The following is a 23,868-nucleotide window of genomic DNA, read 5'->3' on the forward strand; positions in this document are numbered from 1 at the left end:
GGGTTCAGGCTGCCTTGGCTTGGGGCGCGTCCGCCGCTTCCTCGAGGAAGGCGATCAATCCGCGTTCAAAGCGGGTCAAATAGCGGGTCGAGCGGGGCAGCCGCAACCCGGCGCGGAACGCGGCCTGCGCCTCGCGATCCTTGGCGAGGTCGATCAGCCGTGGGTGGACATAGGATTTGCGCGCGATCGAGGGGGTGTTGCCCAGCGCCTCGGTCACCGGCTCGAGCATCGACTTGATGCCCATGTAGGAGTCGGCGCCGGCCAGCGCCTCGAAGGCGAGCACGCTCGCGCCCCAGGTGCGGAAATGCTTGGCCGTGAAATCCTGCTTCATCGCCTCGCGGATATAGCAATTGACGTCGGTGGAGGTGACGGGGTGCGCCTCGCCCGCATCGTCGATCCAGCGAAACAGATGCTGGCCGGGCAGATCCTGGCAGCGCTTGACGAAGCGGCTGAGACTGCCGTCGGTGATCGTCATCAGCCGCATCTTGCCCGATTTGGCGCGGAACTGGAGGCGCAGGCTGTTGCCCTTCACCTGGACGTGGCGCTTGCGCAACGTGGTCGCGCCGAAGCTCTTGTTCGCCTGGGCATAGCTCTCGTTCCCGACGCGGATCGTGCCGAGATCGAGCAGGCGGACGACCGCGGCGACGGCCTTGGACTTGCACAGGCCGCGCAGCTTGAGGTCATGCTCGACCTTGGAGCGAAGCAGCGGCAGCGCCTCGCCGAAGCCGGCGCAACGATCATATTTCGCCGCCTCCTGCGCCTCGCGGAAGCCGACATGATAGCGATATTGCTTGCGGCCCTTGTCGTCCTTGGCCGTGGCCTGGATGTGGCCGTTGGGATCGGGGCAATACCAGGCGTCGCGATAGGCGGGGGGAAGGCCGACGGCGTTGAGCCGGTCGATCGCGTCGCGATCGGTGATGCGTGTCCCCTGCGGATCGAAATAGCCCCAACCGTGGCGCATCTTGCGCCGGGTGATTCCGGGTTCGTGATCGTCGACATAGACGATGTCGGCAGCTGTCATCGGGCCTCCTCGCGCATCGGCCAAGGAATGCACGGGGGCGGGGCTTCGTTCCTTCAGGCGGCGGCGTAAGCGGGGCGGGGACCCTTGCCGTTGAGCCAGCGCTGCGCGGGGCGCTCGACCAGATGGTAGAGCGCGGCCGAGGCGGCGAGGACCAGAATGAGATAGCCGAGGATCATCGGCCAGAGTGCCGAACCGCTCGCGTCGACGAAGGCGAGCTTGAACGCGAACCAGAGGAGATAATGGCCGAGATAGGTCGCATAGCTGATCTCGCCGAGATAATGGAGCGCGCGTCCCTCGAGCGGATTGCCGGCCTTGGCGGCGGTGAGTGCGAGCATCAGGAGCAAGGCGCCGAAGGCGGCGGGGACGGCCAGCGTTTCGGGCAGCAGTCCGGCGATCCAGCCGGTCAGTAGGGCGAGTGCGATCACGCCGCTGATCACCGCATAGGCTTTCCAGTCTTCTCGCCAGCGCAGCCACAGCGCGCCGATCGCGGTGCCGCAGGCGAATTCCAGGATGCAGCGGATCAGCCCGAGGCGGGGGATCTGCTGGCCAAGATCGGTAGCGCCGTTGCTGGCGAAGACGGTGTGGAGAAGCAGGATCAGCGCGGCGACGGCGGCGAGGATCGCGAGGCTGGGCACGCGTTTCCAGTCGATCGACAAAGCGAGCAGCGGGAAGAGGAGATAGGCACCGAGCTCGCACGAGATCGACCAGGCTGGATCGTTCCAGCTGAGCGCAGCGGTGAAGCCCCAATTCTGGAGCAAGGCGAGGTGCAGCGGCAGTTCGGCGAAGGGGAAGTTCGGGGTTTCGCGGCCGGTGGCGCGCAGCGCCAGCGCGAGCGCGACGCCGAAGCCGAGCATGAACAGATGCAGCGGCCAGATGCGGGCGATGCGGCGCTTGAGGAACAGCGGCACGGTGGCGACGCCGCCGGCGCGGAGGCGATCGGCGTAGCTCATCCAGATCACGAAGCCCGAGAGCAGGAAGAAGAAGTCGACCGCGAGATTGCCCTTCGCGAGGATCGCAAGCGCGGGATCGGGCAGGCCGGCGATCGACTGGCGGATGTGGAACAGGACGACGAACCAGGCGGCGATGCCGCGCACCGAGGTCAGCGCCCGGAGTTCGCCCGTCACGCGGTCGCCACCCGCGGCTTGCGTAAGGGGCGCCACGAGGTTTCGGAGCGCTTGCGCGCGCAATAGGTGTCGAGCCCGATCTGCGCGCCGATCAGCATGTAGACGAAGGGCTGGAAGGCGATGGCGATAAAGGTCGCGCCGAGCAGATAGATGATGTGCGCATTCTGCAGCGCGGTGGCGAGCGGGGATATCCACTCCTGCCCCGCCTCCGGAACGCGATAGCGGCGCCGCAGCACTTCCATGCGGAATATCCCGGCGACGTTGATCAGCAGCCAGATTGCGAGCCCCGGATAGCCTTGTTCGCCGAGCATCTCGAAATAGGCGCTGTGATAGGCGCGGGCCGAGTCGATCTCGAGGCTGCGCTTGACCTCGGCCTGGCCGCCGGCCTCGGTGACGGCGACCTTCTCGTAGCGGATCTTGTTCTGGCGATAGGCTTCGAAGCCGCCCCCCATCGGATGCGTCTTCACATAGTCCATCGTCCACTGCCACACCGCCAGGCGCGTCGAGGCGGAGCTGTCGCCCTGATAGGTCTTGATCGTCCCCATCCGCTCGGTGAACGACGACGGCAGGAAGGGGATGGCGGCCAGCCCCAGGCAGCCAAGCGCGCTGAGATAGACGACCTTGCGCTTGCTATCGCGCAGCATCAGCACCGCGAGCAGCCCGATGCACAGCAGCCCGGTGCGCGTCGAGGTACCGACCGGGATCAGCAGGCAGGCGAAGACCAGCGCGTAGCAGAAGGTACGCACCCGCCAATCGGGCGCGAAGATCGTGCCATGACGGGTGAACCACAGGATCAGCGGGATGATCGCGATCGCGACGGTGGAGATGGTCGAGCCTTCGTAGAGCCCCGAATTGTTGGTCACCATCAGGTTGAGCTCGCCATAGCCGCCGCCCGAGCCGACCGTCTTGATCCCGCCGACGATGATGATCGATGCGGCCGAGAGGATCATGAACAGCAACAGCGATTCGATCCGCAGCTTGGTGCGCAACGTCAGCGGCAGGAAGGCGGCGAAGGCCAAGGCCTTCCACACCCATTCCCATTTGTCCTTCGCCTCGATCGGGAAGTCGGCGTTGAGCGTCGTATAGAAGCAATAGCCGAGCAGGAGCACGATCAGCGCCTGGCGCGGGGCGACGCGGACGTCGCGCTTGTCGTCGATCGCCAGCCAGCCGGCGACCGCGAGGCCGACAGCGATCATCGAGATCGGCACCGAATTGAGCAGGATATAGGTCAACCGCTGGGGCGAGACGATGTCGATATAGGCATAAGCCAGCACGAACAGGAACGGGCGGCGAAAGCCCATGCCGAGCAGGCCGGCAAGGAAGGCGACGAAGGCCAGATCACGCATCGCGCGAACCCCAGCGGCGCTTCCTGGCCTCGGGCCTGTCGTTCGGGCCGGGCTCGTGATCGAGATCGGGGCGGCGCAGGAGCAGCCATGCCGCGAGCAGCATCAGCCCATGGGTGAGCCCGAGGGTCAGATTGTCGATCATGGCAGCCCGCGGCACTCCTTCTGAGCGCCCGCTTTAACGAGACCCGGTTGACGGCCCGTTAAGTGCTCTCGTGGCATTGCGAGGGCATGCGAATTCTCCATATCCTGGACCATGGGCTGCCGCTGCAGAGCGGCTATACCTTCCGCACCCGGGCGATACTGAAGGCCCAGATCGCGCGCGGCTGGGAGGTGGCGGCGGTCACCGGCCCGCGGCATGGCGCCAGCCCCGCCGCGGCCGAACTGGTCGACGGGCTGCAATTCTTCCGAACGCCGCCGGTGGCGTCCGCGCCCCCGCCCTTCGGCGAACTGCGCGAGATCGGCGCATTTGCGCGGCGCATTGAGCAGGTCGCCGATTCGTTCAAGCCGGACGTGCTTCACGCCCATTCGCCGGTGCTCGACGCGATGGCCGCGCAGCGCGTGGCGACGCGGCTGGGGCTGCCCCTGCTCTACGAGATCCGCGCCTTCTGGGAGGATGCGGCGGTGGGCAACGGCACCGGGCGCGAGGGAAGCCTGCGCTATCGCGTGACCCGCGCGCTCGAGACGCGGGCGGTGAAGCGGGCCGATGCCGTTGCGGTGATCTGCGAGGGGCTGCGCGGGGACCTGATCGCCCGCGGCGTCGATCCGGCCAAGATACTGGTCTCGCCCAACGGCGTCGATCTGGCGATGTTCGGCGAGCCGCTGGCGTATGACGAAGCGCTGGGCGACGAACTGGGCATCGGCGGATGCGAGACGATCGGCTTCATCGGCAGCTTCTACGATTATGAGGGTCTCGACATCCTGATCGACGCGATGCCGGCGCTCGCCGCGGCGCGCCCCTCGCTCAAGCTGATCCTGGTCGGCGGCGGCCCGACGGAAGCGGCACTGCGACGCCAGGCCGAGGCTTCGCCGGTATCGGACCGGATCCGCTTCGTCGGGCGGGTGCCGCATCAGGACGTCGAACGCTATTACAGCCTGATCGACGTGCTGGTGTATCCGCGCAAGGCGATGCGGCTGACCGACCTGGTGACTCCGCTCAAGCCGCTGGAGGCGATGGCGCAGCGCCGGCTGGTTGCCGCGTCGGACGTCGGCGGCCACCGCGAGCTCATCCGCGACGGCGATACCGGCACGCTGTTCGCGCCCGACGATCCCGCAGCGCTGGCGCGCGCGGTGGCGCGAGTCTTCGCCGATCGCGACCAATGGGACGCGCGCCGGGCGCGGGGGCGGGCCTTCGTCGAGGCCGAGCGAAATTGGGCGGTCAATGTCGGTCGCTATGAATTTGTTTACCAAAAACTCGCAAGGGTGGCGCCCATGAAGGACAATTGGTCTCCTGCGCCGCGGGTACGGGCATGAACCTGCCGATCGCGCCCGTTTTCGCCGCGATCCTGGGATCGCTTGCCGCGCTCGGCGCGGTCGCCTTGCCCGGCAACGCGCTCGAAAGCCTGGTTATGGACAGCGGCCTGCCCGCGGTGATTTCCGCCGCCGAGCCGCCGCTGGGAGTCACCGCGCGGGCGATCGTCGCGCTGGGCGCGGGCGGACTTGTCGCTCTGTTCAGCTGGCTTGCCCTGTTCATCCTGGTCGGCACCCGAAACCTCACGATCGGAGCGGCCGCAGAGGCGGGGACCGTGGTCGGCGCACCGCCGGTCCTGCGCCGCGCCGATGCACATCCCGATGCACCGCCCCGGCCGCCCCTGCTCGCGACTCGCGATCTGGGGACGCCGTTCTTGGAAGTCCGGGTGCCCCGCGAGGAATCCGAGGCCCGAATGCCACTGCTGCGGCCGGTAGCGAAAAAGCCTCCCGTCGAGCAGGCGCTGCCGGACGATCTCGATCAGCCGCTCGCCGCGTTCGATCCCGAGGCGATGCCGCGCGATGCGCTCGCCCAGATCGAAGCCCTGCCGATGCAGCCCGTGCCGGCACCGCCGGTCCAGGCGGAGCGCGAGCGTTTCGAGATATTCGAGCTGACCCCGCCGGTGCGCAGCGCGTCGCCCGTGGTCGAGGTGGCCGCGCCCAAGGCCGAGGCGATCACCAATCCCAGGACCGAAGCATCGGTCCATGCCCTGCTCGAGCGTCTCGAGCGCGGGGTGGCGCGTGGCGGCTTCGATACGGCCCGGGCGCCCGCCCCGCGCCAGCGCGATGCCGAGCGCGGGCTCGAAGAGGCATTGGTCTCGCTGCGCAATCTCGCGCGCAGCGCCTAGGGACTAGCCCTCCTCGAGCGTCAGCACCTCGATCGTCGCGACCGCACGGCTCGCGTCGTATATTACCCGCATCACCACGCAATCGGCGACGAGATGGCCGCGCAGGCAAAGCTCTGCGTCCGGCAGGGCGGCGATCCAGCCGTCGAACGCCGGCGAGGCATGGCCCGTGAGCGTCATCAGATGACGCGCCCCGGTGAACGTAGCGCTCGCCCAGCGAGTCATGTCCGACCGGAGGATATCGACCACGCATCCGGCCTTTTCACCACTGGCGCGCAGGGCACGCTCCAGCAAGGTGGCGGCATCGGGGCCCCGGCTCATGGCGCGCTCTTTTGCCCGGCGAGGAAGGCGTCGAGCCGGGCGATCGTCCGCGGCCGCAATTCGCGGCCCCTCCGAAGATCGTGCACCAGGCAGGGATCGCCGATCGCCAGCCGCCCGAAACGAGTCGCGGACATTGCCGATACCCGCAGGAATTTCTCGATTCGCCACCGCATCTCCATTCATCTGCTCCTCCGATTCGCCAAATATGTTCCTGTCTTGTTCTTCAATTCCTACTTGTCTAGGAAAAATCCTACGGGTAGGATCGCGCGATGGATTTCGAGGAACAGAGGGCTGCGTTTTCAGCGCTGACCGCAGAGACGGGAGTCAGCCTGTCCGAGCTCTCGCGCGTCATCGGGCGCAACCCTGCCTATCTGCAGCAATATGTTCGCCGCGGCAGTCCGCGTCAGCTCGGCGAGCGCGAGCGGGGACTGTTGGCGCGGTATCTGGGCGTGCCGGAGGCGCGGCTCGGCGGGCCGGAACGGGGAGGACTGATCGAAATTCCGCGGCTCGATGTGGGCGCTTCGGCCGGGCCGGGACGAGTCGCGGAAGGTGAGGCGGCACGCCGGCCGGGTGCGATGGCGCCGGAGCAGTTGCGGCAATTGGGCGTGCGCGCTGCGGCGGCATCGATCATCCGCGTCGAAGGCGAGTCGATGGAGCCTCTGCTGTGCGACGGCGACGAAATATTGATCGACCGCGACCGGCGTGAGGTGCCCAGGCGCGGGGGCATCTTCGTGATCCGGCTCGACGATACGCTGATGGTCAAGCGGCTCCGGCCGGCGGTGGGGGCGCTGGAGGTGATCAGTGACAATCCCGCCTATCCGCCGCGCACCTGCAGTCGGGAAGAGGTGGAAGTGATCGGGCAGGTCGCCTGGCTGGGGCGGTCGCTGGTTTAAGGCCGGGCTCCGGGTTGCGAAGCGCGCGGGAGTCACGTCATGTAACGGCGTGAGCCCCTATCAGATCGCCTCTTCACGGACCGACACGGATCGCAACGACGCCGCGGTCTTGTTCGCGCGTTATGCCGAGTCGCTGGACGTAGACCTCGCCTATCAGGGTTTCGACGCGGAGCTGGCGTCGTTGCCGGGGGACTATGCCCCGCCGCGTGGCGCGCTGCTGCTGGCGCGTGCGCCGGACGGCGCCGCGATCGGCTGCGTCGCGCTGCGGCCGGCCGCACGCGATGGGTGCTGCGAAATGAAACGCTTGTTCCTGCTGCCCAGCGCGCGGGGGTGCGGATTGGGCGAGGCGCTGACCGCGGCGATTGTCGCCGAAGCTCGGCGGCTGGAATATCGGGCGTTGCTCCTCGACACGCTGGCGTCGATGACCACGGCGATCAGGCTGTATGAGAAGCTGGGGTTCCGGCGCATCGAACCCTATTATGCGCCGACGCCGCCCGGAACGCTGTTCATGGCGCTGAACCTCTAGCGTCGGCGGCTCCGGCGGCGGTCGACGAGCCAGACCGTGGTCAGCAGGACCAGCCCGACCGCCAGGCCCGCCAGGAAACCGATCGAGGCCTGGCCCTGCACGGCCCCGGCGACGACGCCGACGATCAGGCTGAGCGAGAGCAGGAAACCGCCTGCCATCGGCGAACGCGAGCTAGAATTTGCCATGTCCGCCGCCTTGCCACGAAGCGGGAAGGGGCGCCACTCCCGCGGCGCACGATATGGTTACCGGCGGGTCCACCTTGGTGGCGCGCGAAAGCTTCAGACTTGTCTGACAGAGACGTCGGCATCGGGATCCGATCCCCTGTGCCCGGAGTCGCTATGGAATTCCTGCCCTACCTTGGCGACGCGCGCGAAGTGGCCGACGCGAACGAACTGATCCGCGCTTTTGGCGAATATGCCGGCTCGGAAGCGGCAGCGCGCGCCGATCGCAGCCGCGACGTCGGCAACCACATCCATTTCTGTCGCTGGCGCCAGATCGAGCGGCTCGTGGTGCTGATGTCGATCCCCCGCGCGGTGGGGACGATCCACTAGCCTCTACTTTGGGGAGCGCATTCGCGCGCCGATTGTTAGGGGGGCCTTCACTCCCTAAGCCGAGGCCGGATGACTCTTCCGCAAACCCTGTCCGCCGCCGTGCTGTTCGGCATGATGCTGCTCTTCATCTGGGGGCGGTTTCGCTACGATCTGGTCGCGGTGATGGCGCTGCTGGCGGCGCTCGCCGTGGGGATCGTGAAGCCTGAGGACGCCTTCACCGGCTTTTCCGACGATATCGTCATCATCGTCGGCTCGGCGCTGGTCCTCTCCGGCGCGGTGCAGCGATCGGGCGTGATCGAAAGCGCGATGCTGTTGCTGCAGCGCCGCGTTACCCGGATTCGCTCGCAACTGCTTTTGCTGTGCGCCAGCGTCGGCTTCGCATCGGCCCTGGTCAAGAATATCGGCGCGCTGGCGATGATGATGCCGGTCGCCTTCCAGATGTCGAAGCGATCGAATGCGACCCCGGCGGTGTTCCTGATGCCGATGGCGTTCGCCTCGCTGCTGGGCGGGCTGATCACGCTGATCGGCACCTCGCCCAACATCATCGTCAGCCGGGTGCGGCAGGAGATGACCGGCGAGCCGTTCGGCATGTTCGATTATGCGCCGGTCGGGCTGGGGCTCACGGTGGTGGGGCTGATCTTCCTGCGCTTCGGCTATCGCCTGCTGCCGCGCGGACGGCGGGCGGCGCCGACGCTCGGCGAAGCGCTCGACATCCAGGATTATGTGACCGAGGCGGCGATCCCCGCCGGCTCGGCCGCGGTGGACGAGACCGTCGCCGAATTTCGTGCACGGCACGAACAGGAGATTACGGTCACGGCGATCCTGCGCGGCGGAATTCGCAGCGCACCCTATCCGCAGACCACGCTGCAGCCGGAGGATCTGCTGATCCTTGCCGGGGCACCCGACGCGCTGGAGCGGGTGATCGCCACCGACGGGCTGGAGCTGGAGGGCGAGCATCGCGAGAAGCCCGAGGGTGGCGGCGCCGAGGTCGGCGTGCTCGAAGCGGTGATCGGCACCGATAGCCCGCTGGTCGGGCGCACCGCCGGCCGGCTGGGCCTGCACGAACGCTTCGGCGTCAATCTGATCGCAGTCTCGCGCCGCGGCGAGCGGCTCGCGCGACGGCTGGGCGAGATCGAGCTTCGCGCGGGCGACCTGATCGTGCTGCAGGGGCCGCTGGGCCTGTTGTTCGAGCGGCTAGGCGAGCTGGGCTGCCTGCCGCTGGCGGAGCGGACGCTGCGGCTGGGCAGCGCGCGCAAGGGGCTGTTGCCGCTGGCGATCCTGGCCGTTGCTATGATCGCCACGGCGACCGGCTATGTGCCGGTGGCGGTCGCCTTCTTCGCGGCGGCGGGGCTGGTGATCCTCACCGGCGCGCTGCCGGTACGCGAGGCCTATGACCATATCGAATGGCCGATCCTGATCATGCTCGGCGCACTGATCCCGGTCAGCGACACGCTGCGCACGACCGGCGCCACCGATCTGATCGGCGACTGGCTCTCGACCTTCGCGGCGACGCTGCCGCCCTGGGGCGCGGTCGCGCTGATCCTGGCCGCGGCGATGGCGGTGACGCCGTTCCTCAACAATGCCGCGACCGTGCTGGTGATGGCGCCGATCGCGGCGACCTTCGCGACGGGTCTCGGCTATCGCCCCGAGGCGTTCCTGATGGCGACCGCGGTGGGCGCTGGCTGCGATTTCCTCACCCCGATCGGGCATCAGTGCAATACGCTCGTGATGGGTCCGGGCGGCTATCGCTTCAGCGATTATGCGCGGCTGGGGGCGCCGCTCTCGCTGCTGGTGCTGTTGGTGGGAACGCCGCTGATCCTGTGGACCTGGCCGGTGCAGTGATGGTCAGCTGCGAAGGTTGATCGCGCCTTCGCGCAGCGCTGCGGGGTAGAGCAAATTGTTCTCCGCGCTGATCCGGGCTGCAAGGCGCGCGAGCATGGCCCGGGTCTCTGCGCTAAAGGTCTCCCAGTCGGCCAGGATCGTCTCGCGACCCCATTCCGCGAGATACTGGACCCAATCGGCGCGTAGCGTGGAAAATTCGAGCACGAACCGTTTGGCGGCGTCCGACATGCCGGTATTCTGCGCCGCGATCATCCGCGGATAGATGAAACTGTCCTCATGCGCGAGATGCTCGGACAGCTCGCACGACAGGACCGCCATGTCGATGATGATGGCGTCCACATCGGGCGTCTCGACTTCCACCAGCGCCAGCAACTGGCTCACTGCATCGTCGATACGGTCATGCTCGGCAATCAGACGTTCGTAGCTCATTCCGGTCTCCCTGAGGGTACCTGAATGGCGAAGAAAGGTTAGCGATGCTTCCGGTCATCGTTACGCAAAAGCCCCGACTACCGCCTTGATCTCCATATATTCGGCCAGCCCGTATTTGCCATGTTCGCGGCCGTTGCCCGACTGCTTGTAGCCGCCGAAGGGCAGGTTGGGATCGGGCTGGCCGCCGTTGATATAGACCATTCCGGCCCGCAGCCGCGGCGCCACCCTCTTCACCGATTCGGCATCGCCGAACAGCACGGCGGACAGGCCATAATCGGTGTCGTTGGCGATGCGGATGGCGTCCTCCTCATCCTCATAGGGGATGATCGTGACCACGGGCCCGAAGATTTCCTCGCGGGCGATCGTCATGTCATTGCGGACATTCGAAAATAGCGTCGGCTTGACGAAATAGCCGGCTTCGATGCCGTCGGGCCGCCCCGGGCCGCCGGCCTCCAGCGTGGCGCCCTCTTCGAGCCCCTTGGCGATCAGGCCCTGGATCTTGTCCCACTGCGCCTTGTTGACGACCGGGCCGATATGGCGGCCTTCCTGGGCGGGATCGCCGCAGACCGTTGCCTTCATCATATCGGCGGCGCGCGCGGCGACCGCCTCCTGCAGCGCGCGGGGCACGAGCAGGCGGGCGGGGGCGATGCAGCTCTGCCCGGAGTTCATCAGCACGCTGAACAAGGTGCCGGGGACCGCCTTGGCCAGGTCGGCGCTTTCCAGGATCAGCGCAGGCGATTTGCCGCCGAGTTCCTGATGGACGCGCTTGACCGTATCGGCGGCATTCCTGGCCACGAGGATGCCCGCGCGAGTCGAGCCGGTGAAGCTGACCATGTCGACCTGGGGATGCCGCGAGAGGGCTGTGCCGACGCCCGGGCCATCGCCGTTGACCAGGTTGAACACGCCCGGCGGCACGCCGGCGGCGTCGAGCACTTCGGCGAAGATCGCGGCGCAGCCCGGTGCTTCTTCCGAAGGTTTGAGGATCATCGTGCAGCCCGCGGCCAGCGCCGGCGCGACCTTCGAGACGATCTGGTTGAGCGGCCAGTTCCACGGGGTGATCAGCGCGACGACGCCGATCGACTCGTGGACGACCAGGCTGTTGCCGACCTGCTCCTCATAGCGGAATTCCTTGAGCGCCCGCGCGGCGGCGAGGAAATGACCGATGCCGCTGCCGACCTGCGCGGTCTTCGCCAGGCTGAGCGGGGCGCCCATCTCCAGGCTGATCGCCTCGGCCATATCGCCGGCGCGGGCCTTATATTCGACCAGGATGCGCTCGATCAGCGCGATGCGATCGTCGACGCTGGTCCGGGAGAAGCTCTCGAAGGCCTGGCGCGCCGCGCCAACCGCCTTTTCGACGTCGGCTGGCGAGCCGAGCATGATCTCGCTTGCGGGCAATTCGGTGGCGGGATTGATGACTGCGTGGCGGGTGCCGCCCTCGCTCTCGACCCAGGTGCCGTCGATATAGTGGTTCAGATAGCTGTGCATCCCGCTCCCTCCGATTCGAATATCCGGTATGGCACCGTGAATGGACGGCGCGGCGGCTCGGCGCAAGGTCGCGGGATTGTCGCTGCGACGCAACATCGCCGTCATGATCGCAGTGCAACAGGGCCGCCGAGGGGCGGCGACAAGCTCCCGAACCAAATCCCAGGGAGTATTCCATGTCCGTACGTTTCGCGCTGCTTGCGCTTGCCAGCCCGCTTGCCCTGATCGCGCCTGCGATGGCGCAGGATGTCCCCGCCGCCGAGGAACAGGAAGGCGAAATCCTGGTCACTGCGCAGCTGGTCGAACAGTCGCCGATCGAAGTGCCGTTCGCGCTGACCGCTTACCAGGGCGAGTTTCTCGACGATCTGGGCATCACCGAATTCGATCGGCTCGGCCAGTTCGTGCCGGGCTTCGACGTGCAGAACCAGTCGCCGAACAATCCCGGCTTCGTGATGCGCGGCATCACCTCGGACAATGGCGCGGCCTATACCGAGCCGCGCGTCACCGTGTTCCAGGACGGCGTGTCGATCTCCAAGTCGCGCGGCTCCTATGTCGAATTGTTCGACATGGAGCGCGTCGAGATCGCCAAGGGCCCGCAATCGACGCTCTACGGCCGAGGCGCGCTGATCGGCGCGGTCAATCTGGTCCAGGCCAAGGCCGATCCGAACAATGGCTATGGCTATCTCTATGGCCAATACGGCAATTACGACGCCTATCGCGTCGACCAGACCGTCAACCTGCCGCTGGGCAGCGACATCGGCCTGCGCGTCGCGTCGCGCTTCAAGGAGCGCCAAGGTTATGTCGAGAATCTGCTCGGCGGCGAGGATTTCAACGGCATCAAGTCCGAGGCGGTGCGCGCGTCGCTGCGCTGGGCGCCGGGCGCGCTGACGATCGACCTGATCGGCAATTATCAGCATGACCGCGCGAGCGGCACGTCGTTCAAGTCGATCGCCTACAACCCGACCGATCCCGTGACCGGCGCGGTGATCGGCGATCGCGGCCGCAATTCGGGGGCGGCGCTGGCGGCGGGCGCGAACTTCGAGAATGGCAAGCCGCTGGGCCTCGATCGCGACGTGTGGGGGGTCACCGGCATCGCCAATTACGAGCTTTCGGATCGCTTCTCGATCAACGCGATCGGATCCTATCGTAAGTTTGCGGGCATCGAGATTTTCGACGCCGACGGCATCTCGCTGCCGGCGCTGACCGCTGCCGAAGACGCGCAGGGCGATCAGACGATGGGGACGCTGCGGCTGACCTATTCGGACGACCGGCTGACCGCATTCCTCGGCGGCACCTATTTCCGCGAGGACGGCTTCCAGCGCACCCCGGCGCAGTTCGACGAGCGGGTGTTGCTCGCGCGGCTGACCAATACGCTGAGCGGTGGCGGCACGGCGAGCAATCCGGCGCCGATCGGCGCTTTCGCCAATCGGGCCTTCACCGGGCAGTTGCTGCAGGGCGTCGCGGCTGCACGCGGGGTGGCACTCTCCTCGGCGCAGGCGCAGGCGATCGCGGCCAACCTCAAGTCGAGCCATATCGAGACCAGCACCAATTTCGCCCGCACCGAAAGCTGGGACCTGTTCGCCGACGCCACCTTCAAGCTGACCGACGCGCTCGAGATCGGCGCGGGCATCCGCTGGAGCAACGACGACAAGAGCAGCGGCTACCAGTCGTCGGTGGTCAACGGCCGATCGATCCTGGGCGGGTTCATCGGCGCGCTGGCGCAGCCGGCGGCGACGCGCACCGCATTGCTGGGCGCACTGACGGTGCCCGGCGCGGCGTCGATCCCGACCTCGGCCGCTTTCCCGGTGCCGCTGTTCGGGCTGGGCCTTCAGCCCACCGGCACCAACGGCCAGCGCTATGACGCCGATCTGAAGGACGATGGCTTCACCTGGCGCGGCAACGCGCGCTACGAACTGTCGCGCGACGCGAGCCTCTACGCCAATTACGCCCGTGGCCGCCGGCCCGAAGTGCTCAGCGCGGGGCCGCCCGCGGCGCCCGGTGGCGCGGCGCGCTTCAGCGTTCTCCCGGCCGAGACGGTCGACAGCTATGAAGTGGGCGCCAAGACCGCGCTCGCGGGGCGCACGCTCTTCGCCGACGCGTCCTTCTTTTACTATCGCTACTCGAACTTCCAGACGACCGAGCAGCAGGGCACGAGCTTCGTGACGATCAATGCGGGCAAGGCCGAAAGCTATGGCTTCGAAGGCCAGCTGACCTGGACGGCCACCGACTGGGCAAAGCTGTTCGGCACCTATGCCTATAATCACAGCCGCTTCAAAACCGGTGCGCGTGAGGGCAATCGCTTCCGTCTCTCGCCCGATCACAGCGCTTCGTTCGGCGTGGCGCTGAGCGTGCCCGCCGGTCCGGTGAAGATCGACTTCACCCCCAGCGTCACCTGGCAGTCCGATGTCTTCTTCGACGACGACAACGACCTGCCGGCGCTGCAGGTCGCGAACCTGATCGCCGACAGCGTGCAGGACGAGCAGCAGGGCTCCTATGCGCTGGTCGACGCGCGCGTCGGGCTGGAGACCGCGAACGGCCGCTGGCGGCTGGAGGCGTTCGCCACCAACCTCCTCGAGCAGAACTATATCAAGGATGCGGGCAATACCGGCGACGGGATCGGCCTGCCGACCTTCATCGCGGGCGAGCCGCGGATGTATGGGGTTGCCCTCAGCCTGCGGCTCGGTCGCCGCTGAGGGAACAGGGGGAGGCGCCCGGCTGCCCCTAGAGCGGCCGGGCGTCTTTGCTCAGCGCTTCTCGCGAGCGAGGCGCGACATCAGGATCGCGGCGCGCTTCGCCTGGATCGCGAGGCTCGGCACGTCCAGCCACTCGCCCTCGGCATGGAGCGTGCCGCCGACCGGGCCCATCCCCGCCAGCGTATCGGAATAGGCCGCGACGAAGCTCGAATCGGCGGCGCCGCGCTTGGCGGGCGGATATTCGGCCATCGCCGGCAGGCCGATGTCGCGGTTGACGCTGTTGAGGCGGGCGAGCAGCGCGCGATTGCCCGCGGTCGGCGCCATCGGCGGGGTATTGTCCTGGAAGGTCAGCGTCGCGCCGGTGCCGGGCAGGTGCTGCGCGACGATCGCCTGCATCTTCGCGCGCGCGGCGGCATCCTGCTCGGGGGTCAGGCTGCGCAGGTCGCCGCGGGCGATCGCGGTGGCGGGGATGACGTTGGTCTTGCCCGATGCCTCGATCTTCACGCCGTCGCCGTCGATCGTAGCGGGGGTGCCGCCGCCGATCACGCCGACGTTGAAGGTCAGGTTCTCCTCGATCAGCTCGCTGCGCCAGCCGTTCAGGATCCGGCTGATCTCGTAGATCGCGCCGTAGCCCTGGCCGGGTGTGAAGATGCCGCCGCCATGGCCGGTCTTGCCGGTGGCGGTGAGCGTCCAGTTGTTGGCGCTGCGGCGCGCCACGGTGCCATAATCCTTGCCGTCTTCGCGCGCGAGATTTTCGAATTCCAGTGCGACGTCGGCCCATTTACCGGCCTCGATCAGATCCTTGCGGGCGGTGGGGATCGGATCGCCGGTCTTCTCCTCGTCGCCGGTGAGAACGACCATGATGTCGGCATTCTTCAGCGTGCCGGCGGCCTGCATCGCCCGCAGCGCGGCCAGGATCACGGCGATCCCTCCCTTGTCGTCGACCACGCCCGGGCCGATCGCCTTGTCGCCCTCGCGCTTGAAGCCGCGGAAGGGGGAGGCGGGTTCGAACACGGTATCGAGATGTGCGATCAGCAGCATATGCTTGCCGCGGCCATTGCCCTTGTGCGTGGCGACGAGGTGGCCCGAGCGGGCGACCGCGGCCTGATCGATCCAATCGACCTTGAAGCCGAGATTGACGAGCTCGGGCTGGATGATCTCGACCCCCAGCTGCTTCACGCCGGGCAGATTCAGCGTGCCGCTGTTATGCTCGACCATATCCTCGAGGAAGGCGATCGTGCGCTCGGCCTCGGCGTCGACCGTCGCGACCATTTCGGCCTCGGGTTTCGAGAGCTGGGCGGCGGCGGGGGTGGCGGACAGGAGAGCGAGCGTGCCGAGGAGGATGCGGATCATGGCGGCATGCTAGGGCTGGTCATGCTCGGCTGCAACGCCCGCGCCTCGATGACCGTAATCCCGAAGAAGAACAGAGGGAGGCACAAGGCAAAACGCCCGGACCTTTCGGCCCGGGCGTCCTGCTGTCCCACTGATCCAGAGGATCAGGAGCTATAATACATGTCATACTCAACCGGGCTGGGAGTCATTTCCCAACGGGCCACATCGGCACGCTTGATCTCGATATAGGCCTCGACCTGGTCGCGCGTAAAGACGTCGCCCTTCAGAAGATAATCCATATCGGCCTCGAGGCTGTCGAGCGCTTCGCGGAGCGAACCGCAGACGGTGGGAACCTGCTCCAGCTCTGCCGGCGGCAGATCGTAGAGATTCTTATCCATCGGCTCGCCGGGGTGGATCTTGTTCTGGATGCCGTCGAGGCCGGCCATCAGGATCGCGGCGTAGCAGAGATAAGGGTTCGCCAGTGCATCCGGGAAACGGAACTCGACGCGCTTGGCCTTGCTGCCGGTGCCGTAAGGAATGCGGCACGATGCCGAACGGTTGCGGCTCGAATAAGCGAGCAACACCGGCGCCTCATAGCCCGGAACCAGCCGCTTGTAGCTGTTGGTCGACGGATTGGTGAAGGCGTTCAGCGATTTGGCGTGCTTGATCACGCCGCCGATGAAATAGAGGCACATGTCGGACAGGCCGGCATAGCCGTTGCCGGCGAAGAGCGGGTTCGAGCCTTCCCAGATCGAGAAGTGGGTGTGCATGCCCGAGCCGTTATCTTCCTTGATCGGCTTGGGCATGAAGGTCGCGGTCTTGCCGTATGCATGCGCGACCTGGTGCACGACATATTTGTAGATCTGCATGCGATCGGCGGTGGTGACCAGCGTGCCGAAGGTCAGGCCGAGCTCGTGCTGCGCGCTGGCGACTTCGTGGTGATGCTTGTCGCAGGGCAGGCCCATCTCGAGCATGGTCGAGACCATCTCGCCGCGAATGTCGACGGCGCTGTCGACCGGCGCGACCGGGAAATAGCCGCCCTTGGCGCGCGGGCGATGGCCCATATTGCCGGCTTCATATTCCTTGCCCGAATTGCCGGGCAGCTCGATATCGTCGATCGCATAATAGCTGGTGGCGTAGCTATTCTCGAAGCGGACGTCGTCGAACATGAAGAATTCGGCTTCGGGGCCGACATAGACGGTGTCGCCGATGCCGAGCGTCTTGAGATAGGCTTCCGAGCGCTTGGCGGTGGAGCGGGGATCGCGCGAATAGAGTTCGCCGGTCGAAGGCTCGACCACGTCGCAGACCAGGATCAGCATCGGCGTCGCCGAGAAGGGATCCATCCAGACCGCGTCGAGATCGGGCTTCAGGATCATGTCGGATTCGTTGATCGCCTTCCAGCCCTCGATCGAGGAGCCGTCGAACATGAAGCCGTCGGTCAGCTCGTCGTCGCCGACGATGCTGGCGACCATCGTCAGATGCTGCCACTTGCCCTTGGGATCGGTGAACCGCAGATCGATCCACTCGATTTCATTCTCCTTGACCATCTTGAGAATGTCGTTGGCTGAGTTCGCCATAATGAGACCCCTTTCGCTCTCGTGCAAAAGCCCGACGAATCGGGCAATAAAATTACCTGTGCGGGTGCAACATCGACGTGATGCTGCGTCGCGTCAAATCGCGTTTTCGTTGCGCTCGCCGGTGCGGATACGGAGCGCGGTCTCGACCGGCATGACGAAGATCTTGCCGTCGCCGATCCGGCCGGTCTGCGCGGCGCCGGCGATCGCCTCTACCACGCGCTCGGCCAGGGCATCCTCGACGACGACCTCGAGCTTCACCTTGGGGAGGAAATCGACGACATATTCGGCGCCGCGATACAGTTCGGTGTGGCCCTTTTGCCGACCAAAGCCCTTTGCCTCGGTCACGGTGATGCCGCTCACGCCGACTTCGTGGAGGGCTTCCTTCACTTCATCCAGCTTGAACGGCTTGATGATGGCTTCGATCTTTTTCACGAGCTGCAATACCCCACAGGAACATGGACGATCCTTGTTCCCCATAGCGCGCCTTACAACAAGCGTGCCAGCCGCCCCGATACGGTTTTTCCAGCGAGACGCCGGCTGGGGCGGGTTAATGACTGCCTAACAAATGTGCATCGCCGCACCATTGCCCGATTGAGGGGCAGCCTTGCGCCTGCCCGACGAAACATGGCGGAACCTTCGTCACTGATCGAAGTTATCTCAGATAACCAATATGGGTGCGTTATGTTGCTTATGCCGATGAACGTTCCGGCCGCGATCCATCGACGCTGCGAACGGGCCGATACGATCGTGGCGGAGGGGCCCCTGCTGATCATGGCGCATGGACTGATGGCGCTCGCGCCGGAAAATCGGGCGGACTGCTGGATCAGCACGAAGCTCGGTAATCTCATGCCGCACGATGCCGAGATCATGCTGCGCAACTGGGACGGCAGGCAGGCAAAAGCCGCAGCCGGACGAACCGCTCGACCGGTCGCTCCACGGCGCCCGGCCGCCGGCCACTCCTTCGTTCGGCGCCTGCCTCAGTAAGGCGGGTGGTCGAGCCCCTTGGGGCTCGTCGTGAAGATCTCGCAGCCGGTTTCGGTAATGCCGATCGAATGTTCGAACTGGGCCGACAGCGAGCGGTCGCGGGTGACCGCCGTCCAGCCATCCTCGAGCAACTTCACGTCGGGGCGGCCGATGTTGATCATCGGCTCGACCGTGAAGAACATCCCCGGACGCAGCTCGGGCCCGGTGCCGGGGCGCCCGATATGGACGACTTCGGGTGCATCGTGGAACAGCTGTCCGACGCCATGCCCGCAGAAATCGCGGACAACGCCATAGCGATGCTTCTCGGCATGCTGCTGGATCGCGTGGCTGATGTCGCCCAGATGGTTGCCGGGCCTGGCCTGCTCGAGCCCGAGCATCAGGCATTCGTAGGTCACGTCGACCAGCCGCCGCGCCTTGATCGGCACGTTGCCGACCAGATACATCCGGCTGGTATCGCCATGCCAGCCGCCGAGCAGCGGGGTCACGTCGATATTGGCGATGTCGCCATCCTTGAGCGTGCGATCGGAGGGGATGCCGTGGCAGACGACGTGGTTGATCGAGATGCAGCAGCTATGCGTATAGCCGCGATAGCCGAGCGTCGCGGGGACGCCGCCTGCCGCCAGGCTCATCGTACGGACGATATCGTCGAGCTCGCCGGTGGTGACCCCGGGGACGACATGCGGCACCAAAGCGTCGAGGATTTCGGCCGCGAGCCGACCCGCCTTGCGCATGCCTTCGAAGCCTTCGGGCCCGTGCAGCTTGATCGCGCCCGTGCGGGCCTGGGGCATGTCTTCGGAGACGGTCACATATTCGGTCATGGCGCGCGATATAGTCGTTTGCGTGCCGCTTTGCGAGATCGTACGGCAACGGCATGAGCGAGCGCATCTGGACCGCGGCACTGGTGGTGATCGGCGACGAGATCTTGTCGGGCCGCACGCAGGACAAGAATGTCGCGCAGCTGGCATCGTGGCTCAACGTCCAGGGCATAAGGCTTGCCGAGGTGCGCGTGGTCGCCGATGTCGAAAGCGCGATCGTCGAGGCGGTCAACGCGCTGCGCGCGCGCAACGATTATCTCTTCACCACCGGCGGCATCGGGCCGACTCATGACGACATCACCGTGGACGCGATCGCCGTCGCTCTGGGCGTGCCGGTGGTGGTGCACCCCGAGGCGCGCGCGGTGCTGACGCGTTATTATGAAAGCAAGGGCGGGATCACCGACACCCGGCTGCGGATGGCGCGGGTGCCCGAGGGCGCGGACCTGATCCCGAACCGCATGTCGGGCGCGCCGGGGATAAGGGTGGGGAATATCTTCATCCTGGCGGGGGTGCCGCATATCACTGCGGGAATGCTCGACGCGCTGACGGGCACGCTGGAAGGCGGGCGCCCGGTCCTGTCGCGCACGATCGGCAGCTGGGTGGCGGAGAGCGAGATCGCCGACCTGCTCGGCGCGACCGAGCGGGCGCATGCGGGGGTCTCGATCGGCAGCTATCCCTTTTTCCGTGAAGGAAGGACGGGGGCGAACTTCGTGGTGCGGGCGACCGAGCAGGGGGTGGTGGATGCCTGCGTTGCGGCGCTTGGAGACGCGCTTGGCGCGGCTGGGCATGCGGTGGTCGAGGGCGGGATTTAGGGCCGAGGATTTGCGGCTTAACTGCGTTTGGGTGGGAAGCTGCCTGACCGCTATCAGAGATAAGCAACTAGATAGCGGACACGTAGATTGCGGACACGGCGTCGTCTACATTCGATCAACTGGACGAAGGCCCGGTAAGGCGCGAGTAACCCTGGGGGCGAGCCGGTCCCGCGCTCCAGCGTTAATTCTGAAAATTGGGTGGTTAGCTGCCATTCAGGATCGCGGGTTTCAGCCCCATCAGCATCGCCTGTGCCTCTTCACGTTCGTACTCCGTAATGTAGTCGGAAGCATTCGCCGCGGCGAGGCACCGAAGGGCCGCCTGCACGTTCTTTCGGACACCTGAGCCACTCAGGTAGCATTTCGCCATCTCAAGCTGCGCGCTACCGTCGCCTGCCCGGGCAACTCGCTCGTACCACCGAAACATCGTCCGCTTTCTACCCATCTCGCGGTAAAGTATCGCAATGTTCGTAGCTGCCGCGTGACTGCCGCGCTTCCAAGCCTTCCGATAGAGCGCCATCGCCATAGCTTTGTCGCCAGTCACGCCTTCGCCGACATCGTACATATAGCCCAAAGCTTGGAGGCACATGGCATCCCCAAGGGCCGCCCCCCTCTCGTAGCATTGCAGCGCATGAGCGAAATTACCCGCTTCTGCTGCGTCGTATGCAATTCGGAGAAGCGCATCGGTGTCCGGCATGACCTGCGGTCGGCATTTTTTGAGCGCTGGGCCAATGTCCGTAAGTGGGTCGATAGCGATCGTGCCGTTCATCTCCGACCCAATAGCCGCCCCACCATCCCTCGATCGCGCAAAATCTCCCGCGCTGCATTATGCCCCGGCGCGCCGGTGACGCCGCCGCCCGGATGGGTCCCCGCGCCGCACATGTAGAGCCCGCGGATCGGCGCGCGGTAGTCGGCATGTCCGAGCACCGGGCGGGCCGCCCAGAGCTGGTCGAGCGACATGCGGCCGTGGAAGATGTCGCCGCCGATCAGCCCGAACTTGCGCTCGAGATCGAGCGGCGAGTGGATCTGGCGGGCGATGATCGACGCCTTGAAGTTGGGCGCGTGCGCGGTGACGGTATCGATGATCCGGTCGGCCGCGGCCTCGCGTTCGTCGTCCCAACTGCGGCCTTCCGGCAGGACCGGCGCGAATTGCTGGCAGAAGAGCGAGGCGACGTGCGCGCCGGGCGGGGCGAGGCTGTTGTCGACGGTGGAGGGGAGGGTGATCTCGACGATCGGATCGCGCGACCAGCCGTGGGCGCGGGCGTCGTCGTAGGCGCGGTCCATATAATCGAGGCCGGGGGCGATGATGATGCCGGCGCGGTGATGCTCTTCGTCCTTACCGGGCAGGACAGTGAAATCGGGAAGCTCGGAGAGCGCGAGGTTCATCCGGAAACTGCCGCTGCCCGCCTTGAAGCCGGCGATGCGGCGCTTGAAATTTGCGTCGAGGTCGGACGGGCGGACGAGTTGGTCGTAGAGCAGAAGCGGCCCGACATTGGCGGCGACGATCGGCGCGGCGATCTCCTCGCCCGACGCGAGGCGGACCCCGGTCGCCTTGCCGCCGTCCACGAGCACCTCGGCAACCGGGGCTTCGAGCGAGATTTCGACGCCCACCTCCGCGCACGCCTCGGCCATGGCTTGCGTGATCGCGCCCATGCCGCCGATCGCATGGCCCCAGCCGCCCTTCTTGCCGTTCACTTCGCCGAAGACGTGGTGGAGCAGGACATAGGCCGAGCCCGGCGTGCTGACGCCGGCATAATTGCCGACCACCGCGTCGAAGCCGAAAGCGGACTTGACCGCGTCGCTTTCGAACCAGCCGTCGAGGAAATCGCGCGCGGACTTCACGAACAGGTCGAGCAGGTCCTGCTGCGCGGGGAGGGCCATGCCGGCGAGGCGCCGGCCCTGCGTCGCGGCGGCGAGGAGCGCGCCGATGCCGCCGCCGGCATTGGGCGGGGTCTTGAGCGCGAGATCGCGCAGCACCTGCGCCACGCGTTCGAGCGCCGCTTCATAGGCCGGAAAGGCTTCGGCGTCTTTCTTCGAAAAGCGTGCGAACTCGGCCTGCGTCCGCGCAGTGCCGCCGCCGAGCTTGAGATAGTCGCGCTCGAAGGGGAGGAAGTTCGAGATCGGCCGCTCGACGATGCGCAGCCCGCGATCGTGGAGCTTCATGTCGGCGATGATCTTGGGACGGAGCAGGCTTACCGTGTAGCTCGCGGTGGAGTTGCGGAAGCCGGGATGGAACAACTCGGTCACCGCGGCGCCCCCGACGATGTGCCGGCGCTCGAGGATGCGGACCTTCAGCCCGGCGCGGGCGAGGTAGAAGGCGCAGACCAGGCCGTTGTGGCCCCCGCCGATGATGAGGGCGTCGTAACGTTTTGTCATTGCGATCCACCTCCCACGCTGAAATTCGTCATCCCGGCGAATGGGGAGGGGCTACTTCGCCAGTTCGCGCACCACTCTTTTGTAGAAGGTAATCGCCGGCGCGATCTCGCTCACCGGGATGCGCTCGTTGAGCCCGTGGGCGAAGCTGTCCGACGACTTCATGAACAAGGGGCTCACGCCGTAGCTCGCCACGCCGCGCCCGCGGAACCACATACTGTCGGTGGCCCCCGAGGACATTACCGGCACCACGGGAACGCCTGGGAAGCGGGCATGCACCGCCGCCGCGATCACCTTCATCAGCGCGGGGCGCAGCGGCGAGGCGTCGCTGGGCACCGAGCCGCTGTCGACCTTGGCGATCGTCACGCCCGCATCGGCGACGATCTCGCCGAGCTTCGCCTGGACTTCGCCGATCGGCGTGCCGGGGAAGATGCGGCAATTGACGTTCGCGGTGGCGCGCTGGGGGAGGGCGTTGGGGGCGTGGCCGGCATTGACCATCGTCGCGACGCAGGTCGTGCCGGTCTGGCCGACGCTTCCCGGATCGGCGCGCAGCACCGCGAGAGCCTCAAGATCGTCCGGATTGGCGGCGAAGCGGCGCATCGCGTCCGCCATTCGGGCGTCGGGGGTATTCGCGGCGGCCGCGGCCCAGCTCGCCCTGGTGATCTCGTTCACCTGGCCGGGAAATTCATGCGCGCTTATCCGATCGAGTGCGCGGGCGAGCTGATAGATCGCATTGGCCTTGCGCGGCGCGCTGGAATGGCCGCCCGGATTGGTCACGCTCAGCTCGAAATCGGCATAGGTCTTTTCGGCGCCCTGCACCCCGAACATCACCGGCTTGCCGCTCTCGTCGAGATCGCCGCCGCCGCCGTCGATATTGAGCAGCAGTTCGGCATCGTGAAATTGCTCCGCCAGCGCCGCGGTGGTCTTCATCCCCGTCTCTTCGTCGCCCGAGAGCAGCAGCAGGATATCGCGGCCGGGCTTGAAGCCCTCACGCTTGAGCTGGATCAGCGTCGCGACGAAGGCAGAGACGTCGAACTTGTTGTCGCTCGCGCCGCGGCCGAACAGATAGCCTTTCTCCACCACCGGCGTGAAGGGATTGCGCTCCCAGTCGGCGGGCTTGGCCTCGACCACGTCCATATGCCCCGAGACCAGGATCGGCTTGGCGGCCGGGGCCGAGCCGCGATAGCGCGCCACCAGATAGGCGGTGTCGCCCAGCTTCTCGACGCGGACGTCGCCATCGGCGAAACCGCCCGCGACGAGCGCGGCCTTGAGATAGGTGGCATAGTCGAACGTCTGGTTCGCCGGGCCGGAGACGGTGCGGAACGCGACGCCGCGCTTGAGAAGCTCGAGCGCCTGGGCCTCGGCGGCGGGATTGGTCTGCGCCTGCGCGCTGCCGGCGGCGAGCGCCACTGCGAGGAAAGCCGCGAGGTGGCGCATCGTG

General features: G+C 66.5%; 25 protein-coding genes. 9 read left to right on the top strand and 16 right to left on the bottom strand.

The genetic code is table 11. The features are described from left to right. Nucleotides 1–4 precede the first annotated feature (4 nt). Genes OKW87_RS16550 through OKW87_RS16565 form a run of 4 tightly spaced genes read right to left on the bottom strand, consistent with a single transcriptional unit; the run spans nt 5 to nt 3,633 of the window. Complete coding sequence (locus OKW87_RS16550) at nt 5–1,021, bottom strand: DNA topoisomerase IB (protein ID WP_265541144.1); 1,017 nt, start codon at nt 1,019–1,021, stop codon at nt 5–7. Between the two features lie 53 nt (nt 1,022–1,074). Beyond that, complete coding sequence (locus tag OKW87_RS16555; RefSeq protein ID WP_265541146.1) at nt 1,075–2,145, bottom strand: acyltransferase family protein; 1,071 nt, start codon at nt 2,143–2,145, stop codon at nt 1,075–1,077. After that, a complete protein-coding gene (locus OKW87_RS16560; protein WP_265541148.1) occupies nt 2,142–3,491 on the bottom strand; it encodes a putative O-glycosylation ligase, exosortase A system-associated in 1,350 nt (449 codons plus the stop codon). The genes OKW87_RS16555 and OKW87_RS16560 overlap by 4 nt, the downstream gene beginning before the upstream one ends. After that, nucleotides 3,484–3,633, bottom strand: coding sequence for a hypothetical protein (locus OKW87_RS16565; protein WP_265541150.1), 150 nt, complete (start codon nt 3,631–3,633; stop codon nt 3,484–3,486). The genes OKW87_RS16560 and OKW87_RS16565 overlap by 8 nt, the downstream gene beginning before the upstream one ends. An 86-nt stretch (nt 3,634–3,719) precedes the next feature. Here OKW87_RS16565 and OKW87_RS16570 point away from each other — a divergent pair, with 86 nt between their 5' ends. Continuing rightward, nucleotides 3,720–4,961, top strand: coding sequence for a TIGR04063 family PEP-CTERM/XrtA system glycosyltransferase (locus OKW87_RS16570; protein WP_265541152.1), 1,242 nt, complete (start codon nt 3,720–3,722; stop codon nt 4,959–4,961). After that, complete coding sequence (locus OKW87_RS16575; RefSeq protein ID WP_265541154.1) at nt 4,958–5,803, top strand: hypothetical protein; 846 nt, start codon at nt 4,958–4,960, stop codon at nt 5,801–5,803. Before OKW87_RS16570 ends, OKW87_RS16575 begins: the two co-directional genes overlap by 4 nt. Nucleotides 5,804–5,806: 3 nt before the next feature. Here OKW87_RS16575 and OKW87_RS16580 read toward each other — a convergent pair whose 3' ends face one another. Then, entirely contained in the window at nt 5,807–6,121 is a 315-nt protein-coding gene (locus OKW87_RS16580) for a hypothetical protein (protein ID WP_265541156.1), read from the bottom strand. After that, nucleotides 6,118–6,300 carry a hypothetical protein gene (locus tag OKW87_RS16585; protein ID WP_265541159.1) on the bottom strand — a complete coding sequence of 61 codons (183 nt, stop codon included), beginning with the start codon at nt 6,298–6,300 and terminating at the stop codon, nt 6,118–6,120. The genes OKW87_RS16580 and OKW87_RS16585 overlap by 4 nt, the downstream gene beginning before the upstream one ends. Before the next feature lie 90 nt (nt 6,301–6,390). Between OKW87_RS16585 and OKW87_RS16590 the strand changes: the two genes are divergently transcribed. Together OKW87_RS16590 and OKW87_RS16595 are read left to right on the top strand one after the other, a co-directional pair. Continuing rightward, the gene (locus OKW87_RS16590) at nt 6,391–7,014 is read left to right on the top strand and encodes a S24 family peptidase (RefSeq protein WP_265541161.1); all 624 of its coding nucleotides are present in this window, start codon (nt 6,391–6,393) and stop codon (nt 7,012–7,014) included. A gap of 49 nt (nt 7,015–7,063) precedes the next feature. Further along, nucleotides 7,064–7,540 carry a GNAT family N-acetyltransferase gene (locus OKW87_RS16595; RefSeq protein ID WP_265541163.1) on the top strand — a complete coding sequence of 159 codons (477 nt, stop codon included), beginning with the start codon at nt 7,064–7,066 and terminating at the stop codon, nt 7,538–7,540. Here OKW87_RS16595 and OKW87_RS16600 read toward each other — a convergent pair. Beyond that, nucleotides 7,537–7,725 (bottom strand): hypothetical protein, encoded by a 189-nt coding sequence (locus OKW87_RS16600; protein WP_265541164.1) that lies wholly within the window; start codon nt 7,723–7,725, stop codon nt 7,537–7,539. The two genes, OKW87_RS16595 and OKW87_RS16600, sit on opposite strands and share 4 nt — an antisense overlap. Before the next feature lie 153 nt (nt 7,726–7,878). On the opposite strand from OKW87_RS16600, the gene OKW87_RS16605 reads away from it, so the two are divergent. Beyond that, a complete protein-coding gene (locus OKW87_RS16605) occupies nt 7,879–8,091 on the top strand; it encodes a hypothetical protein (protein WP_265541166.1) in 213 nt (70 codons plus the stop codon). A gap of 69 nt (nt 8,092–8,160) precedes the next feature. Then, a complete protein-coding gene (locus OKW87_RS16610) occupies nt 8,161–9,933 on the top strand; it encodes an SLC13 family permease (protein WP_265541168.1) in 1,773 nt (590 codons plus the stop codon). A gap of 3 nt (nt 9,934–9,936) precedes the next feature. On the opposite strand, the gene OKW87_RS16615 is transcribed toward OKW87_RS16610, so the two are convergent. Both OKW87_RS16615 and OKW87_RS16620 read right to left on the bottom strand, forming a co-directional pair. Then, the gene (locus tag OKW87_RS16615) at nt 9,937–10,362 is read right to left on the bottom strand and encodes a hemerythrin domain-containing protein (protein WP_265541170.1); all 426 of its coding nucleotides are present in this window, start codon (nt 10,360–10,362) and stop codon (nt 9,937–9,939) included. A 60-nt stretch (nt 10,363–10,422) separates the two neighbouring features. Next, on the bottom strand, nt 10,423–11,847 hold the full coding sequence (locus tag OKW87_RS16620) for an aldehyde dehydrogenase family protein (protein WP_265541171.1): 1,425 nt from the start codon (nt 11,845–11,847) through the stop codon (nt 10,423–10,425). Between the two features lie 173 nt (nt 11,848–12,020). Here OKW87_RS16620 and OKW87_RS16625 point away from each other — a divergent pair, with 173 nt between their 5' ends. Then, nucleotides 12,021–14,537, top strand: coding sequence for a TonB-dependent receptor (locus OKW87_RS16625; RefSeq protein ID WP_265541172.1), 2,517 nt, complete (start codon nt 12,021–12,023; stop codon nt 14,535–14,537). 51 nt (nt 14,538–14,588) lie between these two features. Here OKW87_RS16625 and OKW87_RS16630 read toward each other — a convergent pair whose 3' ends face one another. From OKW87_RS16630 to OKW87_RS16640, 3 genes are all read right to left on the bottom strand, one after another. Further along, nucleotides 14,589–15,890: a M20/M25/M40 family metallo-hydrolase gene (locus OKW87_RS16630; protein ID WP_265541173.1), complete on the bottom strand. Its 1,302-nt coding sequence runs from the start codon at nt 15,888–15,890 to the stop codon at nt 14,589–14,591. 143 nt (nt 15,891–16,033) lie between these two features. Continuing rightward, nucleotides 16,034–17,446, bottom strand: a complete 1,413-nt coding sequence (gene glnA, locus OKW87_RS16635; RefSeq protein WP_265541174.1) for a type I glutamate--ammonia ligase — start codon at nt 17,444–17,446, stop codon at nt 16,034–16,036. 93 nt (nt 17,447–17,539) lie between these two features. Then, complete coding sequence (locus OKW87_RS16640) at nt 17,540–17,878, bottom strand: P-II family nitrogen regulator (RefSeq protein ID WP_265541175.1); 339 nt, start codon at nt 17,876–17,878, stop codon at nt 17,540–17,542. 249 nt (nt 17,879–18,127) lie between these two features. On the opposite strand from OKW87_RS16640, the gene OKW87_RS16645 reads away from it, so the two are divergent. Then, on the top strand, nt 18,128–18,430 hold the full coding sequence (locus OKW87_RS16645; RefSeq protein ID WP_265541176.1) for a hypothetical protein: 303 nt from the start codon (nt 18,128–18,130) through the stop codon (nt 18,428–18,430). Here OKW87_RS16645 and map read toward each other — a convergent pair. Then, a complete protein-coding gene (map, locus tag OKW87_RS16650) occupies nt 18,424–19,248 on the bottom strand; it encodes a type I methionyl aminopeptidase (RefSeq protein WP_265541177.1) in 825 nt (274 codons plus the stop codon). The genes OKW87_RS16645 and map overlap by 7 nt on opposite strands. Nucleotides 19,249–19,301: 53 nt before the next feature. On the opposite strand from map, the gene OKW87_RS16655 reads away from it, so the two are divergent. After that, nucleotides 19,302–20,057 (top strand): competence/damage-inducible protein A, encoded by a 756-nt coding sequence (locus OKW87_RS16655; protein WP_265541178.1) that lies wholly within the window; start codon nt 19,302–19,304, stop codon nt 20,055–20,057. 202 nt (nt 20,058–20,259) lie between these two features. Here OKW87_RS16655 and OKW87_RS16660 read toward each other — a convergent pair whose 3' ends face one another. Genes OKW87_RS16660 through OKW87_RS16670 form a run of 3 tightly spaced genes read right to left on the bottom strand, consistent with a single transcriptional unit; the run spans nt 20,260 to nt 23,864 of the window. Next, nucleotides 20,260–20,823 carry a tetratricopeptide repeat protein gene (locus OKW87_RS16660; RefSeq protein WP_265541179.1) on the bottom strand — a complete coding sequence of 188 codons (564 nt, stop codon included), beginning with the start codon at nt 20,821–20,823 and terminating at the stop codon, nt 20,260–20,262. Further along, the gene (locus OKW87_RS16665; RefSeq protein WP_265541180.1) at nt 20,820–22,430 is read right to left on the bottom strand and encodes a phytoene desaturase family protein; all 1,611 of its coding nucleotides are present in this window, start codon (nt 22,428–22,430) and stop codon (nt 20,820–20,822) included. The genes OKW87_RS16660 and OKW87_RS16665 overlap by 4 nt, the downstream gene beginning before the upstream one ends. A 51-nt stretch (nt 22,431–22,481) precedes the next feature. Then, complete coding sequence (locus OKW87_RS16670) at nt 22,482–23,864, bottom strand: M20/M25/M40 family metallo-hydrolase (protein WP_265541181.1); 1,383 nt, start codon at nt 23,862–23,864, stop codon at nt 22,482–22,484. Between the last annotated feature and the right edge of the window lie 4 nt (nt 23,865–23,868).

Source organism: Sphingomonas sp. M1-B02 (assembly GCF_026167525.1).
In the GTDB taxonomy this organism is placed as follows: domain Bacteria; phylum Pseudomonadota; class Alphaproteobacteria; order Sphingomonadales; family Sphingomonadaceae; genus Sphingomonas.

Coding starts and splice junctions, on each gene's coding strand:
- OKW87_RS16550 (WP_265541144.1), bottom strand. CDS start 1,021: ATGACAGCTGCCGACATCGTCTATGTCGACGATCACGAACCCGGAATC.
- OKW87_RS16560 (WP_265541148.1), bottom strand. CDS start 3,491: ATGCGTGATCTGGCCTTCGTCGCCTTCCTTGCCGGCCTGCTCGGCATG.
- OKW87_RS16565 (WP_265541150.1), bottom strand. CDS start 3,633: ATGATCGACAATCTGACCCTCGGGCTCACCCATGGGCTGATGCTGCTC.
- OKW87_RS16570 (WP_265541152.1), top strand. CDS start 3,720: ATGCGAATTCTCCATATCCTGGACCATGGGCTGCCGCTGCAGAGCGGC.
- OKW87_RS16575 (WP_265541154.1), top strand. CDS start 4,958: ATGAACCTGCCGATCGCGCCCGTTTTCGCCGCGATCCTGGGATCGCTT.
- OKW87_RS16580 (WP_265541156.1), bottom strand. CDS start 6,121: ATGAGCCGGGGCCCCGATGCCGCCACCTTGCTGGAGCGTGCCCTGCGC.
- OKW87_RS16585 (WP_265541159.1), bottom strand. CDS start 6,300: ATGGAGATGCGGTGGCGAATCGAGAAATTCCTGCGGGTATCGGCAATG.
- OKW87_RS16590 (WP_265541161.1), top strand. CDS start 6,391: ATGGATTTCGAGGAACAGAGGGCTGCGTTTTCAGCGCTGACCGCAGAG.
- OKW87_RS16600 (WP_265541164.1), bottom strand. CDS start 7,725: ATGGCAAATTCTAGCTCGCGTTCGCCGATGGCAGGCGGTTTCCTGCTC.
- OKW87_RS16605 (WP_265541166.1), top strand. CDS start 7,879: ATGGAATTCCTGCCCTACCTTGGCGACGCGCGCGAAGTGGCCGACGCG.
- OKW87_RS16610 (WP_265541168.1), top strand. CDS start 8,161: ATGACTCTTCCGCAAACCCTGTCCGCCGCCGTGCTGTTCGGCATGATG.
- OKW87_RS16615 (WP_265541170.1), bottom strand. CDS start 10,362: ATGAGCTACGAACGTCTGATTGCCGAGCATGACCGTATCGACGATGCA.
- OKW87_RS16620 (WP_265541171.1), bottom strand. CDS start 11,847: ATGCACAGCTATCTGAACCACTATATCGACGGCACCTGGGTCGAGAGC.
- OKW87_RS16625 (WP_265541172.1), top strand. CDS start 12,021: ATGTCCGTACGTTTCGCGCTGCTTGCGCTTGCCAGCCCGCTTGCCCTG.
- OKW87_RS16630 (WP_265541173.1), bottom strand. CDS start 15,890: ATGATCCGCATCCTCCTCGGCACGCTCGCTCTCCTGTCCGCCACCCCC.
- glnA (WP_265541174.1), bottom strand. CDS start 17,446: ATGGCGAACTCAGCCAACGACATTCTCAAGATGGTCAAGGAGAATGAA.
- OKW87_RS16645 (WP_265541176.1), top strand. CDS start 18,128: ATGTTGCTTATGCCGATGAACGTTCCGGCCGCGATCCATCGACGCTGC.
- map (WP_265541177.1), bottom strand. CDS start 19,248: ATGACCGAATATGTGACCGTCTCCGAAGACATGCCCCAGGCCCGCACG.
- OKW87_RS16655 (WP_265541178.1), top strand. CDS start 19,302: ATGAGCGAGCGCATCTGGACCGCGGCACTGGTGGTGATCGGCGACGAG.
- OKW87_RS16660 (WP_265541179.1), bottom strand. CDS start 20,823: ATGAACGGCACGATCGCTATCGACCCACTTACGGACATTGGCCCAGCG.
- OKW87_RS16665 (WP_265541180.1), bottom strand. CDS start 22,430: ATGACAAAACGTTACGACGCCCTCATCATCGGCGGGGGCCACAACGGC.
- OKW87_RS16670 (WP_265541181.1), bottom strand. CDS start 23,864: ATGCGCCACCTCGCGGCTTTCCTCGCAGTGGCGCTCGCCGCCGGCAGC.